General features: G+C 68.7%; 15 protein-coding genes. All 15 read left to right on the top strand.

The window, feature by feature from the left end:
• The first annotated feature begins 46 nt into the window (after positions 1 to 46).
• Entirely contained in the window at positions 47 to 1,444 is a 1,398-nt protein-coding gene (locus ACFUEJ_RS07415) for a glycosyltransferase 87 family protein (protein WP_388028398.1), read from the top strand.
• A 77-nt stretch (positions 1,445 to 1,521) separates the two neighbouring features.
• Positions 1,522 to 2,022, top strand: coding sequence for a TIGR02611 family protein (locus ACFUEJ_RS07410; RefSeq protein WP_388028395.1), 501 nt, complete (start codon positions 1,522 to 1,524; stop codon positions 2,020 to 2,022).
• Positions 2,023 to 2,142: 120 nt separating this feature from the next.
• Positions 2,143 to 4,239 carry a threonine--tRNA ligase gene (gene thrS / locus ACFUEJ_RS07405; RefSeq protein ID WP_159370709.1) on the top strand — a complete coding sequence of 699 codons (2,097 nt, stop codon included), beginning with the start codon at positions 2,143 to 2,145 and terminating at the stop codon, positions 4,237 to 4,239.
• Positions 4,232 to 4,795 (top strand): HIT domain-containing protein, encoded by a 564-nt coding sequence (locus ACFUEJ_RS07400; protein WP_058250257.1) that lies wholly within the window; start codon positions 4,232 to 4,234, stop codon positions 4,793 to 4,795. The genes thrS and ACFUEJ_RS07400 overlap by 8 nt, the downstream gene beginning before the upstream one ends.
• Before the next feature lie 111 nt (positions 4,796 to 4,906).
• Positions 4,907 to 5,626 carry a phosphatidylinositol phosphate synthase gene (gene pgsA / locus ACFUEJ_RS07395; RefSeq protein ID WP_068971774.1) on the top strand — a complete coding sequence of 240 codons (720 nt, stop codon included), beginning with the start codon at positions 4,907 to 4,909 and terminating at the stop codon, positions 5,624 to 5,626.
• Entirely contained in the window at positions 5,623 to 6,546 is a 924-nt protein-coding gene (locus ACFUEJ_RS07390; RefSeq protein ID WP_338857503.1) for a phosphatidylinositol mannoside acyltransferase, read from the top strand. Before pgsA ends, ACFUEJ_RS07390 begins: the two co-directional genes overlap by 4 nt.
• Before the next feature lie 19 nt (positions 6,547 to 6,565).
• A complete protein-coding gene (locus ACFUEJ_RS07385; protein WP_338857504.1) occupies positions 6,566 to 7,690 on the top strand; it encodes a glycosyltransferase family 4 protein in 1,125 nt (374 codons plus the stop codon).
• A complete protein-coding gene (locus ACFUEJ_RS07380; protein ID WP_338857505.1) occupies positions 7,690 to 8,235 on the top strand; it encodes an NUDIX hydrolase in 546 nt (181 codons plus the stop codon). The genes ACFUEJ_RS07385 and ACFUEJ_RS07380 overlap by 1 nt, the downstream gene beginning before the upstream one ends.
• 96 nt (positions 8,236 to 8,331) lie before the next feature.
• The gene (pdxS, locus tag ACFUEJ_RS07375) at positions 8,332 to 9,243 is read left to right on the top strand and encodes a pyridoxal 5'-phosphate synthase lyase subunit PdxS (RefSeq protein WP_065632101.1); all 912 of its coding nucleotides are present in this window, start codon (positions 8,332 to 8,334) and stop codon (positions 9,241 to 9,243) included.
• Positions 9,244 to 9,374: 131 nt separating this feature from the next.
• Complete coding sequence (locus ACFUEJ_RS07370; RefSeq protein WP_058250263.1) at positions 9,375 to 10,241, top strand: PP2C family serine/threonine-protein phosphatase; 867 nt, start codon at positions 9,375 to 9,377, stop codon at positions 10,239 to 10,241.
• A gap of 11 nt (positions 10,242 to 10,252) precedes the next feature.
• Positions 10,253 to 11,023, top strand: a complete 771-nt coding sequence (locus ACFUEJ_RS07365; protein WP_058250264.1) for an FHA domain-containing protein — start codon at positions 10,253 to 10,255, stop codon at positions 11,021 to 11,023.
• 170 nt (positions 11,024 to 11,193) lie between these two features.
• Positions 11,194 to 11,685, top strand: coding sequence for a LuxR C-terminal-related transcriptional regulator (locus ACFUEJ_RS07360; RefSeq protein WP_065632102.1), 492 nt, complete (start codon positions 11,194 to 11,196; stop codon positions 11,683 to 11,685).
• 63 nt (positions 11,686 to 11,748) lie between these two features.
• Positions 11,749 to 12,603 carry an acyl-CoA thioesterase II gene (locus tag ACFUEJ_RS07355; protein ID WP_226513201.1) on the top strand — a complete coding sequence of 285 codons (855 nt, stop codon included), beginning with the start codon at positions 11,749 to 11,751 and terminating at the stop codon, positions 12,601 to 12,603.
• Positions 12,600 to 13,220 carry a pyridoxal 5'-phosphate synthase glutaminase subunit PdxT gene (gene pdxT, locus ACFUEJ_RS07350; RefSeq protein WP_137808769.1) on the top strand — a complete coding sequence of 207 codons (621 nt, stop codon included), beginning with the start codon at positions 12,600 to 12,602 and terminating at the stop codon, positions 13,218 to 13,220. The genes ACFUEJ_RS07355 and pdxT overlap by 4 nt, the downstream gene beginning before the upstream one ends.
• Before the next feature lie 142 nt (positions 13,221 to 13,362).
• A complete protein-coding gene (locus ACFUEJ_RS07345) occupies positions 13,363 to 14,118 on the top strand; it encodes a YebC/PmpR family DNA-binding transcriptional regulator (RefSeq protein ID WP_058250268.1) in 756 nt (251 codons plus the stop codon).
• The last annotated feature ends 20 nt before the right edge of the window (positions 14,119 to 14,138 follow it).

Below are 14,138 nucleotides of genomic sequence, written 5' to 3'. Positions count from 1 at the left end.
GGCGTTGCGCGTGATGCAGCTCACATACAGGGCGTACGCTCGCCGCGTGGCCGCGAAGACTGCCGTCGATCTGCCGGAGTCGTCTCGTCCTGTGCCCGCACGGATCCCGACGGCGGCGATCGTCGTGGCGGCCGTCGTCGCGGTCGGGGTGATCGCCTGGCACGTCGCGGCGTTCCCCATCGCCAACCCGTTCTACGGACTCTTCGAGAACGCCACCGATGCCCGCGTCTACCGCGCGGGCGCGGCCACCGTGCTCGACGCGGGTCCGCTGTACGACGCACCCGTCCTGTGGCGTCTGCACTTCACCTATCCGCCGTTCGCCGCGGTCGTGTTCGTCCCGCTGGCTCTGCTCACCGAGGCCGTCGCCAACATCGTCTGGTGGACAATCGGTTTCGCCGCGCTCATCGGCGTGATCGGGATGTGCCTTCGGAGCCTGCGCTACCGGCCGGACGGTCGCCTGATCACGTTCGCCGCCTTGCTCGCGATCTCGTCGACCGCCCTCGAACCCATCCGAACCACCATCTGGCTCGGACAGGTCAACCTCCTGGTGATGACCCTGATCCTCGTCGACCTGGTGTTCCTCTCGACGACATCGCGGTGGCGCGGAGTCGCCATCGGCATCGCCGCCGGGATCAAACTGACACCGCTGTTCGCCGTCGTCTACCTGTTGGTGACCCGCCAGTGGCGCGCGGCAGCCACGGCGCTGGCGACGTTCGCGGCGACCGTGATGATCGGATTCCTCGCCGTCCCCGCCGACTCGTGGGCCTACTGGACCCGCCACCTCACGGACACCGAACGCATCGGCCGGGCCGACTCGCCGGCCAACCAGTCGGTGCGCGGATTCGTGTCACAGATGCTGTCCCACTTCGACATCGGGCGGTTCGCCGAGCCCGCACCCGGCGGGCCCGTCTTCGTCGCGCCGACGTGGCTGTGGCTCCCGCTCGCGCTGGTCGTCGCCGCGCTCGGACTGCTCGCCGCGGTGGTCGCCGACCGCGATGCGCGCAACGTCCTCGCGGCGACGATTGTCGGCATGACCATGTGTGCGGTCTCGCCCTTCGCGTGGGGACACCACTGGGTCTGGTGCGTGCCGCTGTTCGTCGTCGCGCTGGATCTGGCGGTGCGGCGGGGGAGCGCGGCTCGCACGTGGTGGTACTGGCTCGCGCCGGCCGGCGTGGCTGCGCTGACGTTCACCTGGTGGCGGCACTGGTGGGACAGCGGGCCGTACCTCACCTCCGACCATGCGATCGCGTTGGGGCTTTTCATGATGCCGCGAAACGGTGACGACTCCGTCGTGGGCGATCTGCTCGTCGTGCTGTATTCGGGCTGCTATCCGCTGCTTCTCGCGGTCACCGTGTCCGCGACTCTGATCGACGGCGCGCGGCGGAGGCGACGGCGCCGCTCGACCACCCTGCCGAGGCCGGAGGCCCACACCTGCATCGCGTAGCCTGGACGTCACTTTCCAGGCCGAGACGAACACCGGGCCGAAGTGCGCAGCGGGCCGAATGAACGAGGTGGGACACGATGCCGACACCGGGGGCGAGCGAGTCGGGAGTGAACGAGACGTCCACACCGAGCGGCGCGCGGACGTCGGCCGACGCGGACCGCGGGTCTCTCCGGCATCGCCTGCGCGTCCGCGCACGCCATCGTCGCTACGTCGTGCGCAGCAACCCGAAGTGGCACGGCATGTACCGCATCGCGGTCGGGACCATCGGCACGATCGTCCTGCTGTGCGGCATCGTCGCGATCCCGTACCCGGGCCCGGGCTGGCTCATCGTGTTCCTCGGACTGGGCATCCTGGCGTCCGAGTTCGACTGGGCGCACCGGTTGCTGAAGTTCGCGCGGGCGAAGTACGACGCCTGGATGGACTGGATGAGTCATCAGCACTGGTCGGTGCAGGCGATCTTCTGGCTCGGCACCTGCGCGATCGTCATCGCGACCCTGTGGGTTCTGGGCGCCCTGAACACCGTCGCCGGTTGGGTGGGCCTCGACTACAGCTGGCTGGCGAGTCCGATCTTCGGCTGATCTCCGACGCCGCAAGGTAGGGGTGCACTCCACGACGACCCGTCGCGGATACCATCAGAGTCGCAAACGTCCGACCCGGACGCGTCTTCGCGTGTCCGCCCCAACCCGAGGAGCGCCCCCGTGCCCGACGACGTCCAGGTGACCAGCCCCGCCACGATCCGTGTGCCGGCTGGGACGACCGCGGGCACCGCACTGCGCGAGGCCGAGCTGCCCAACAAGGGCCCGGAGGCCATCGTCGTCGTCCGTGACGCGGGCGGGGACCTCCGCGACCTGTCGTGGGCACCCGACGCCGACACCGATGTCGAACCGGTCGCCGCGAACACCGAGGCCGGCCGCAGCGTGATCCGGCACTCCACCGCACACGTTCTCGCGCAGGCGGTCCAGGAGCTGTTCCCCGAGGCCAAGCTCGGGATCGGCCCGCCGATCAAGGACGGCTTCTACTACGACTTCGACGTCGCCGAACCCTTCACCCCCGAGGACATCACCGCCCTCGAGAAGAAGATGAAGCAGATCATCAAGTCGGGTCAGCGGTTCTCGCGGCGGGTGTACGAGTCGAAGGACGAGGCCCGCGCCGAACTGGCCGGCGAGCCGTTCAAACTCGAACTCATCGACGACAAGGGCGCGGCCGACGACGCCGAGGTGATGGAGGTCGGCGGCGGGGAACTGTCGGTCTACGACAACCTCAATCCGCGCACCGGAGAACGCATCTGGTGCGACCTGTGCCGCGGACCGCACGTCCCGACCACCAAGTACATCGCGGCCTTCAAGCTGACCCGCAGCTCGGCGGCGTACTGGCGCGGCGATCAGGCCAACGCCGGTCTGCAGCGCGTCTACGGCACCGCGTGGGAATCGTCGGAGGCGCTGGACGCACACCTGGAGATGCTCGCGGAGGCCGAGAAGCGCGATCACCGCAAGCTCGGCGCCGAACTCGACCTGTTCAGCTTCCCCGACGAGCTCGGCTCGGGACTCCCGGTCTTCCACCCGAAGGGCGGCATCATCAAGCGCGAGATGGAGGACTACGTCCGCGCGAAGCACATCGAGAACGGCTTCCAGTACGTCGGCACCCCGCACATCTCGAAGGAACATCTGTTCCACCTGTCGGGCCATCTGCCGTATTACGCCGACGGCATGTTCCCGCCGATCCACGTCGACGAGGAACGCAACGAGGCAGGGGAGATCACCCGCCAGGGGCAGGACTACTACCTCAAGGCAATGAACTGCCCGATGCACAATCTGATCTTCCGGTCGCGCGGACGGTCGTACCGTGAACTGCCGCTGCGGCTCTTCGAGTTCGGTCACGTCTACCGCTACGAGAAGTCGGGCGTCGTGCACGGTCTGACCCGCGTCCGCGGGTTCGCCCAGGACGATTCGCACAGCTATGTGACGCCGGAACAGGCCAAGGACGAGATCAAGCATCTGCTCGACTTCATCCTCGGGTTGCTGCGCGACTTCGGCCTCGACGAGTTCTACCTCGAGCTGTCCACCCGTGACGACTCGCCGAAGTTCATCGGTTCCGCGGAGCAGTGGGCCGCCGCGACCGCCATCCTCGAAGAGGTGTGCGTCGAATCAGGTCTCGACCTCGTGCCCGACCCGGGTGGTGCCGCCTACTACGGACCGAAGGTCTCGGTTCAGGCGAAGGACGCGATCGGGCGTACCTGGCAGATGTCGACCATCCAGTACGACTTCAACCAGCCGGCCGGATTCGACCTCGAGTACACCGCCGCCGACGGCACCAAGCAGCAGCCGGTGATGATCCACTCGGCGAAGTTCGGCTCCATCGAGCGGTTCTTCGGCGTGCTCACCGAGCACTACGCGGGCGCGTTCCCGGCGTGGCTCGCACCGGTCCAGGTGGTCGGCATCCCGGTCGCGGAGGCGTTCGAGGAGCATCTGTACGACGTGGCAGCCGACCTTCTCGCCGCCGGTGTCCGCGCCGAGGTCGACGCCTCCGACGACCGCATGCAGAAGAAGATCCGCAACCACACCACCGGCAAGGTGCCGTTCATGCTGCTCGCCGGCGAACGCGACGTCGAGGCCGGGGCGGTGAGCTTCCGGTTCCGCGACGGCACGCAGGTCAACGGCGTGCCGGTCGCCGATGCGGTGTCGGTGATCGTCGGGTGGGTCCGGAGCAGGCGCAACGAGTCGCCCACCAAGGAGTTGGTGGAGGCCGCGCTCGGCGAGGTGGAGACGGTCGTGGTGGCGGGAGCGCTCGATGAGTGACGCCGCGTTCGGTGAGGCGCCCGGCGAGATCCGGGACGAGGGTGTCGGTGTGGCGGATCGCCTGCAACGGCTGTGGAGTCCCCACCGGATGACCTACATCGCCGACCCGCAACCGGCCGAGAAGACGGGGCACCCGTTCCTCGACATCCCGACCATGAGCGATGAGGACGGTCTCATCGTGGCGCGTGGTGACACCGTCTACGCGGTGCTGAACCTGTACCCCTACAACCCGGGGCACACCATGGTGGTGCCGTACCGGCAGGTCGCCGACCTCGAGGATCTGACCGCCGCGGAGTCCGCGGAACTGATGGCGTTCACGCAGCGGATGATCCGCACGATCAAGGCGGTGTCGAACCCCAACGCGTTCAACGTGGGTCTGAATCTCGGCTACGCGGCGGGCGGTTCGTTGTCCGAGCACCTCCACCAGCACATCGTGCCGCGATGGATGGGCGACGCGAATTTCATCACCATCGTCGGCGAGACGAAGGTCATGCCGCAGTTGCTCCGGGACACTCGCGGACTGCTGGCCACCGCCTGGCAACGGCTGGACGACTGACCCCGCGGTGAGCGATCGGGTGCCGGTGCGATCAGGTGAGGCGATGTCAGACGAGAGCGATCGGGAAGCGCTGAGCCACGACGCGGCGCGAGATGGGGGAGGAACTCGGCGATGCTGAGCATTCTGGGTCGGGCATCGGTCTCGAAGGTGACCCTCCCGATGGGTCGGGCGCTCCTGCGGACCGGGCTGACGCCGGACTCGGTGACGGTGATCGGCACGCTGGCCGGCGTCGCAGCCGCCCTCACGCTGTTCCCGATGGGGGAGCTGTTCTGGGGCACGCTGGTCATCTGGCTGTTCGTGATGTTCGACATGCTCGACGGCGCGATGGCCCGTGCCCGGGGCGGCGGCACGCGATTCGGCGCGGTTCTCGACGCGACCTGTGACCGCGTCGCCGACGGCGCCATCTTCGCCGGCCTCGCCTGGTGGTGCGCGGTCACCGAACCCCACGATCTGCTCCTCGTCGCGACCCTCATCTGTCTGGTGACCTCCCAGGTCATCTCTTATGCCAAGGCCCGCGCGGAGGCGAGCGGCCTGTACGGCGACGGCGGTCTCATCGAGCGGCCCGACCGGCTGATCATCGTGCTCGTCGGCGCCGGTCTCACGGGTCTCGGCCTGTGGTGGGCCATCCACGTCGCGATGTGGTTCCTCGCGGTCGCCAGTGTCATCACCGTCGGGCAGCGGATGTGGTCGATCGCGCAGTCGCCGGGTGCGCGGGACCTCATCCCCATCGCCTCGGAACCCGCAGACACCGAGCCCGCAGAAGCCGAGAACGGCGATGCCGAACCCTCGTCCGGCTCGGACGGTCAGACCCCGCCCGCGGGACAGCGATGACCGATCTCGGCGCGATGGCCGCCGATCTCGGGTACCGGGCCGGCTGGGCCGCCGTCCGCTGGGCGCCGGAACGGGCGGCGCGGGGTCTGTTCGACCGTGCCGGCAGCTACGCGGGTCGTCGTGGCGGTGGCCCGGACCAGTTGCGCCGCAACCTGGCCCGTGTCCTGGGCGTGGAACCCGCGCAGGTGCCCGACGACCTCGTCGCCGACGCCATGAGGTCGTACGCCCGGTACTGGTGCGAGGCGTTCCGCCTGCCGACCCAGGATCGTGCGACCGTCACGTCCACCGTCGCGCTCCCCGACGAGGACCGGGCCCGACTGGACGCCGCGCTGGCCAGGGGTAAGGGAGTCATCCTGGCTCTGCCGCACACCGGCAACTGGGACATGGCCGGTGTCTGGCTGGTCCACCACTACGGCAGGTTCGCGACGGTCGCCGAACGCCTGAAGCCGGAGTCACTGTTCAACCGGTTCGTCGCCTACCGGGAATCACTGGGCTTCGAGATCTTCCCGTTGAGCGGCGGCGAGCAACCCCCGTTCGGGCAGCTGGCCGACCGGCTCCGCGCCGGCGGCATCGTGTGCCTGCTCGGCGAACGCGACATCGCCCGGCACGGGGTGCCGGTGACCTTCTTCGGCGAACGAACCCGCATGCCGGCGGGGTCCGCACGGCTGGCGATGGAGACCGGTGCCGCGCTGATGCCCGTCCATCATTGGTTCGAGGAGGCGCCGCGTTCGATGATGTGCTGCGGGGAGCAGATCGACGTCTCCGGTGGGATCGAAGCCGCCACTCAGGCCCTCGCCGACGCCTTCGCGGTCAACATCGCCGCGCATCCGGCGGACTGGCACATGCTGCAGCCGCTCTGGGAGAACGACTGGACGGACCGTCAGCGCGGTCGCGTCGAGCAGGACGGGACGCCGACATGACGACGACCAGGGGAGTGCCATGCGAATCGGAATGATCTGCCCTTACTCCTTCGACGTGCCCGGGGGTGTGCAGGCCCACGTCACCGAACTCGCCGACGTCTTCCTCGACCGGGGCCACGAGGTCAGCGTGCTCGCCCCGGCCGGCCGCGACACCGAACTGCCGGACTACGTCGTCCGGGCGGGGCCCGCGCTGGCGATCCCGTACAACGGCTCGGTCTCCCGGGTGAACTTCAGTCCCAAGGGCTACCTGCGACTGCGCCGGTGGGTCGCCGAGAACGGCTTCGACGTCCTGCACGTCCACGAACCGAATTCGCCGAGCATCTCGATGCTGTCGTTGATGGTGGCCTCCGGTCCCATCGTCACCACTTTCCACACCGCCACCTCGAAATCGTTGTGGCTGAGCGTGTTCCAGGGGATCCTGCGGCCGTACCACGAACGGATCGCGGGCAAGATCGCCGTCTCCGAGCTCGCGCGTCGCTGGCAGATGGAGTCACTCGGCTCCGATGCCGTCGAGATCCCGAACGGCATCAACGTCGCGTCCTTCGCCGACGCCGAGCCCCTCGACGGGTATCCGCACCCGGGTGGCACGATCCTGTTCCTCGGTCGTTTCGACGAACCGCGCAAGGGCATCGACGTGCTCATGCGTGCACTGCCCGCGGTCGTGGAGAGGTTCCCGTACGTGCGGGTCCTGGTCGTCGGCGGCGGCAACCAGGCGGCGCTGCGGCGGCGGGCGGGTCCACTCGCCGAACACCTGGTGTTTCTGGGGCAGGTCGACGACGCGACCAAGGCGCGGGCGCTGGCCTCCGCCGACGTCTACTGCGCGCCCAACCTCGGCGGCGAGAGCTTCGGCATCGTCCTGGTCGAGGCGATGGCGGCCGGGGCGGCGGTGATCGCCAGCTCCCTGAACGCCTTCCGGCGGGTGCTCGACGACGGCCGGGCCGGGCGACTCGTCGAGACGGGGTCCCCCGATCAACTCGCCGCCGGCCTCGTCGAACTCCTCGCCGACCCGGAGGCGCGCGCCGATCTCGTCGCCGCCGGACGGATTCGGGCCGACAAGTACGACTGGTCGCGGGTGGCCGATCAGATCCTCCGGGTCTACGACACCGTCACGGTGGGAGCCGGTCCGGTCGTGGTGTCGGACTGATGGCCACCTGGATCGTCCTCGGCGTGGTGGCCGTGCTGCTCGTGGCGGGATGGGCCTACCACACGGCCAACCGCCTCGACCGCCTCAACGTCCGTGTCGATCTCGCCCGCCAGGCGCTCGAATCGAACCTCGACCGGCGCGCGGTGGTCGTGCGTGCCGTGTCGGCGGAGATGATCGCCGGCGACGGCGCCACGAACTCCCGCACGTCCGTCGACGACGGCGTCGCCGCTCAGGCGCGCGAGCTCGCCACGCTGGCCGATCGCGCCGAGCGGGCCGCGCCGACGGCACGTGAGGACGCCGAGAACGCGCTGTCGGCCGCACTGGCGCGCACCGACCCGAATCGTCGGTCCGCGGCCCTCGTCGTCGAACTCGCCGACGCCGAGACGCGGGTAATGATGGCGCGTCGGTTCTACAACGACGCCGTGCGGGACACCAGGGCCCTCGCGCAACGCCGGCCCGTTCGATGGCTGCGGCTCGGCGGCCACGCGGCACCCCCGGAGTACTTCGAGATCATCGAGCGCGTCACCCCAGGCCAGGCGGACTGATCCCTCGTCAGGGGCCATCGGCCCCTCACCTAGACTGGTGGGCATACCGCCGCCGCGAACGCGGCAGGTCGGGACTGCGACACGAGGAGATCTTCAGTGAGTCACAACGGCACGACCGTTCCCGAGGTCGGCCAGGGCACGGCCCGGGTCAAGCGCGGCATGGCGGAGATGCTCAAGGGCGGCGTGATCATGGACGTCGTGACCCCCGAGCAGGCGAAGATCGCCGAGGATGCCGGCGCGGTGGCCGTCATGGCTCTGGAGCGGGTGCCCGCCGACATCCGTGCCCAGGGCGGGGTGTCGCGGATGAGCGATCCCGACATGATCGACGGCATCATCGCCGCCGTCTCGATCCCGGTGATGGCCAAGGCCCGCATCGGTCATTTCGTCGAGGCGCAGATCCTGCAGAGCCTCGGCGTGGACTACGTCGACGAATCCGAGGTCCTGACCCCGGCCGACTACAGCAACCACATCGACAAGTGGGCCTTCACGGTGCCGTTCGTGTGCGGTGCGACCAATCTCGGTGAGGCCCTGCGCCGGATCACCGAGGGGGCGGCCATGATCCGCTCGAAGGGCGAGGCCGGCACCGGCGACGTGTCGAACGCGACGACCCACATGCGCAAGATCCGCGACGAGATCCGGCGTCTGACCTCGTTGCCGAAGGACGAACTGTACGTCGCGGCAAAGGAGTTGCAGGCTCCCTACGAGCTCGTGGTCGAGGTGGCCGAGGCCGGCAAGCTGCCGGTCACCCTGTTCACCGCCGGCGGGATCGCCACCCCGGCCGACGCCGCGATGATGATGCAGCTCGGCGCCGAGGGCGTGTTCGTCGGATCGGGGATCTTCAAGTCGGGCAACCCGGCACAGCGGGCCGCGGCGATCGTGCAGGCGACCACGTTCCACGACGATCCCGACGTGCTGGCGAAGGTCTCGCGCGGCCTTGGTGAGGCGATGGTCGGCATCAACGTCGACGACATCCCGCAGCCGCACCGCCTCGCCGAGCGCGGCTGGTGACCGCTTCGTCCGGATCGTAGGTGGTCAGACCGACCGCCTCCCGCCGCGGGGCCCCTTCTCAACACGCCGGAGACCGAACAGTCGACATGCGTGGCGGGTCAGGGGCTTCGCGGCGGTAGTATCTGCTGATCATGGATGCGGCGACCATCGTTCGAGACGCTTCGGTCTCGGGCACACACATCGTGGGTGAATTGCGGCTCGAGTGGTCCGCGGCGTGCAATGTGGGACGAGTCCGGGAGACGAACGAGGACGCGGCACTCGCGCTGCCGGGGATGTACCTGCTCGCCGACGGCATGGGCGGGCACGACAGCGGCGAACTGGCCAGCGAGGCCGCACTGCTCACCTTGTCGGAGGCCACCAGCGCGGGTGAACTCAAGGCGACCCAACTGCAACTCGACGATCTGTTGCTCGCCGCCCAGCGGCGCATCGGCGAGATCGACACCGAGACCGAGCGACGCGCGGGTACCACCGCCACCGGCATCGTGCTCGTCACCCACGAGCAGAGCCCGCACTGGCTGGTGCTCAACATCGGCGACTCGCGGACCTATCGCTTCCAGAACGGGTCGCTCAACCAGCTCACCACCGACCACTCGCAGGTCCAGGAATTCATCGACGCCGGATTCCTCACGCCCGAGCAGGCCCGAACCGACCCGCGCCGCAACGTGATCACGCGTGCGCTCGGCGCGGGCATGGTCGACCCGGTCGCCGACTACTCGAGTACGCCGGCATTCCCGGGGGATGTGCTGCTGCTGTGTACCGACGGACTCACCGGGGAGCTGCCCGACGAGGAGATCGGTGACATCCTGCGCAATGCGGAGGACTCCCGGCAGGCGGCCGAGCGGCTCGTCGACGCCGCGCTGGCGCTCGGCGCGCACGACAACGTCACCGTCATCGTCGTGAGTGTCCACGAATCGGTGCCGACCCTCACGATGCCCGCGCTCGACGACTCGGCGCAGGGAGAGGCCGCCGGAGCTGCTCCGGCCCCCGACCCGAGCTGATCGGAGGACTGATGACCACGGGTCAGGACCGGGCCGAGACATCCCCCGCAGAGTCCGGCGACGCCGCGCTGGACGCCGGGGCGACCTACGTCGAATACTGCGGCGAGCGCATCGCGCTCGACGCAGACCGACGGTTCTTCATCGGCCGCGAAGCGGATCTGTCCATCGACGACAACCCCTATCTTCATCGCCGATTCCTGGTGATACACAACGAGAACGGGCTCTGGTGGCTCACCAATCTCGGCACGCACCTGTCGGCGAGCGTCTCGGCGGGCGACGTCGGGTTCTCGGCGACCCTGGGCCCCGGTGCGCGCATGCCGCTCGTCTTCGGTGAGACGACCATCGTGTTCACCGCCGGCCCGACGACCTACGAGCTGAGCCTGTTCGCCCGCGCACCGCAGGTGAAATCGGTGACGCGTCCGGAATACAGCGGCGGGCACACGACGCAAGGCGTGCCGACGCTCACGGAGAGTCAGAAGCTGCTGATCATCGTGCTGGCCGAGGAGATCTTGCGGCGTGAGGGGACCGGGTCGAGTGCCATCCCGTCGTCGGCGCAGGCGGCGCGCCGGCTGGGCTGGCCGCTGACCAAGTTCAATCGCAAGCTCGACAACGTCTGCGACAAACTCGATCAACTCGGGGTGAGCGGAATGCGCGGCGGGGGCGGGAAACTCGCGAGCAACCGCCGGACCAAACTGGTGGAGTACGCGGTGTCGTCACGCATCGTCACGCGAGAAGATCTCCCCCTCATCGACGCCGAGGCGGCCCGAAACGCGGCCGACTGAGTCAGCCGCCGCGTTTGCACGTCGCTGACCTGCTGTTTCACCGTGGGTAGTTCTCCCCACGGGTAGGGGAGTTCTCCCCATCGACCACCCGGGCCGCAGCCCATAATCTTCATCTCATCGCCGGGAGAACCCGGAAGACCACCGGTTGAATGAGTGAAGAGGAAGCACACATGACTGCGATCGCCCATCAGGCCCCCCAGCACCTGCGCTCGGTCAGCGCTCGTCGTGACGCGGAGGCCATCGCCCGCCGGAAGGAAGCCCTGGCGCGTCTGGCGGCTCGCCGGATGCCGTTGCCCGGCCACCAGATCCAGACACCGCGCGCGGGTCAGCCGCTCGGCCTGGGCCATCGTCCGGGACACCCCCACCTGCACCGTGCGGTCGCCGTTCCCGCGCTCGCCGAGTTCCCCGAGGTCGCGGAGGCCACGGCCGACCGCGCCAAGCCGAATCTCACCTCGCGCGAGGTCGAGGTCCTGCGCACCTGGATGCTCGTCGACTCCAAACCCGCTGTGGCCCAGCAGCTCTACATCTCGCTCGGTACGGTGAACACCCACCTCACCCGGATCCGGGCCAAGTACGCCGAGATCGGCCGTCCGGCCCCGACGAAGGCATCGCTGGTCGCCAGGGCCATCCAGGACGGGATCATGACCCTCGACGAACTCTGATCGCCGGCCGCGCTTCGGCGGGCAGGGGAGTGCCCACCGGCGCCGTGCGCGATACTGGTCTGCGTGGCAGCCATCGAGGACATACTCCAGGTCGAACAGATCGAGACCGACATCTACCGCGGCGGTGCGTTCCCGAGTCACCTTCAGCGCACCTTCGGCGGCCAGGTCGCCGGCCAGGCCCTGATGTCGGCGACCCGCACGGTGTCCGACGAGTTCGACGTTCATTCCCTCCACGGTTATTTCCTGCGTCCCGGTGACCCGGATCGTCCGGCGGTGTTCCTCGTCGACCGCATCCGCGACGGACGGTCGTTCGTCACCCGGCGGGTGACCGGCATCCAGAACGGCGAGGCGATCTTCACCATGTCTGCGTCGTTCCATGTACGGACCGACCAGGGCTACGAGCACCAGGACCGGATGCCGCCGGCGCCGCAACCGGACGAGCTCACCGACCGCCTCGACGAGCTGGCCGAGGAAGAGCGCGCGGTGTTCAAGGAGTGGCGCAACTTCGATCTGCGCATCGTGCCCCCGGAGATGATGGTCACCTCGTCGTATTTCGCTGCGCAACAACGAGTCTGGTTCCGCTACCGCCATCGGCTGCCCGACGACACCGTCTTCCATGTCGGCACCCTCGCCTACATGAGCGACATGACCTTGCTCGGCTCCTCGCGCGTGCCCCATCCGGAGTCCAACCCGCAGGTCGCCTCCCTCGACCACGCGATGTGGTTCATGCGCCCCTTCCGGGCCGACGACTGGCTCCTCTACGACCAGACGTCGCCGTCGGCGGGCGGTGGTCGCGCGCTGACCCAGGGACGGATCTTCGATCGACAGGGCCGCCTGGTGGCGGCGGTCACCCAGGAGGGGCTGGCGCGCACCGGTCGTGTGATGCCCGACGACCAGCACGCCCGGACCAATCGGTGAGCGAAGGCAACCGGCCGCGGATCGGGGTTCTGGCACTGCAGGGCGATGTGCGCGAGCACGTCTTCGCGCTCGAGGCGGCCGGCGCCGACGCCGTGGCGGTGCGACGCCCGGCCGAACTCGACGAGATCGACGGAATCGTCATCCCCGGCGGTGAATCGACGACGATGAGCAAACTGCTCGGCATCTTCGACCTGTTCGACCCGCTGGTCGACAAGCTGTCCGACGGCCTCCCGGCGTACGGGTCGTGCGCGGGCATGATCATGCTCGCCTCCACGATCCTCGACACCCGGCCAGACGCACGGCATCTGGACGCCCTCGATGTCACGGTGCGGCGCAATGCATTCGGGCGACAGGTGGAGAGTTTCGAAACCGACCTGGAGTTCACCGGGATCACCGACACCGAGGGTGCCGCGCCGATGCGTGCGGTGTTCATCCGGGCGCCGTGGGTCGAGTCCGTCGCCCCGGAGGTCGAGGTCCTGGCGCGTGTTCCCGACGGCCCGGCGGCCGGGCGGATCGTCGCGGTCCGCCAGGGGAACGTGCTCGCGACGTCGTTCCACCCGGAGGTGACCGGCGACCGGCGCGTACATGAATACTTCGTGGAGATGGTGCGTCGGTAAGATCGTGCCGAACCAGCGGTAGACCACGAGCCCGGCACCGCGCCGGAGACAACCAACAGGGCGACCGAGTAGACGTAGGAGTGCGCCGGATGCGGGCCACGGCCCGCCGCACGTGCCGGCGCCGGGAAAGGAATCGACGGACATGAGCGGCCACTCCAAATGGGCCACCACCAAGCACAAGAAGGCGGCCATCGACGCCAAGCGCGGCAAGATGTTCGCCAAGCTCATCAAGAACATCGAGGTGGCGGCGCGGACCGGCGGCGGTGACCCGGCGGGTAACCCCACGCTGTTCGACGCGATCCAGAAGGCGAAGAAGTCCTCGGTTCCCAACGACAACATCGAACGCGCACGCAAGCGCGGTGGTGGTGAAGAGGCCGGCGGCGCGGACTGGCAGACCATCATGTACGAGGGCTACGGGCCCAACGGCGTCGCCGTGCTCATCGAATGCCTCACCGACAACCGCAACCGTGCGGCCGGCGAGGTCCGGACCGCGATGACGCGCAACGGCGGCAACATGGCCGACCCGGGTTCGGTCTCCTACCTGTTCACCCGCAAGGGCGTGGTGACGCTGGAGAAGAACGGACAGACCGAGGACGACGTCCTGATGGCCGTGCTCGACGCGGGCGCCGAAGAGGTCACCGATCTCGGCGAGTCCTTCGAGATCGTCAGCGAGCCAAGCGATCTCATCGCCGTCCGCAGCGCGCTGCAGGAGGCCGGGATCGACTACGACTCCGCCGAGGCCAGCTTCCGGGCGTCGGTCGAGGTCGCGGTGGACGCCGACGGCGCACGCAAGGTGTTCAAGCTGATCGACGCCCTCGAGGACTCCGACGACGTCCAGAACGTCTACAGCAACGTCGACATCAGCGACGAGGTCCTCGCCGAACTCGAGAACGACTGACAGCCGCCGCCTCTCCGGTG

Origin of the sequence: Gordonia sp. NPDC057258 (assembly GCF_042668985.1) — a bacterium.
Lineage (GTDB): Bacteria > Actinomycetota > Actinomycetes > Mycobacteriales > Mycobacteriaceae > Gordonia > Gordonia hongkongensis.
Note: the sequence above shows the minus strand (reverse complement) of the source record. Positions and strands in the feature narration are given on the sequence as shown.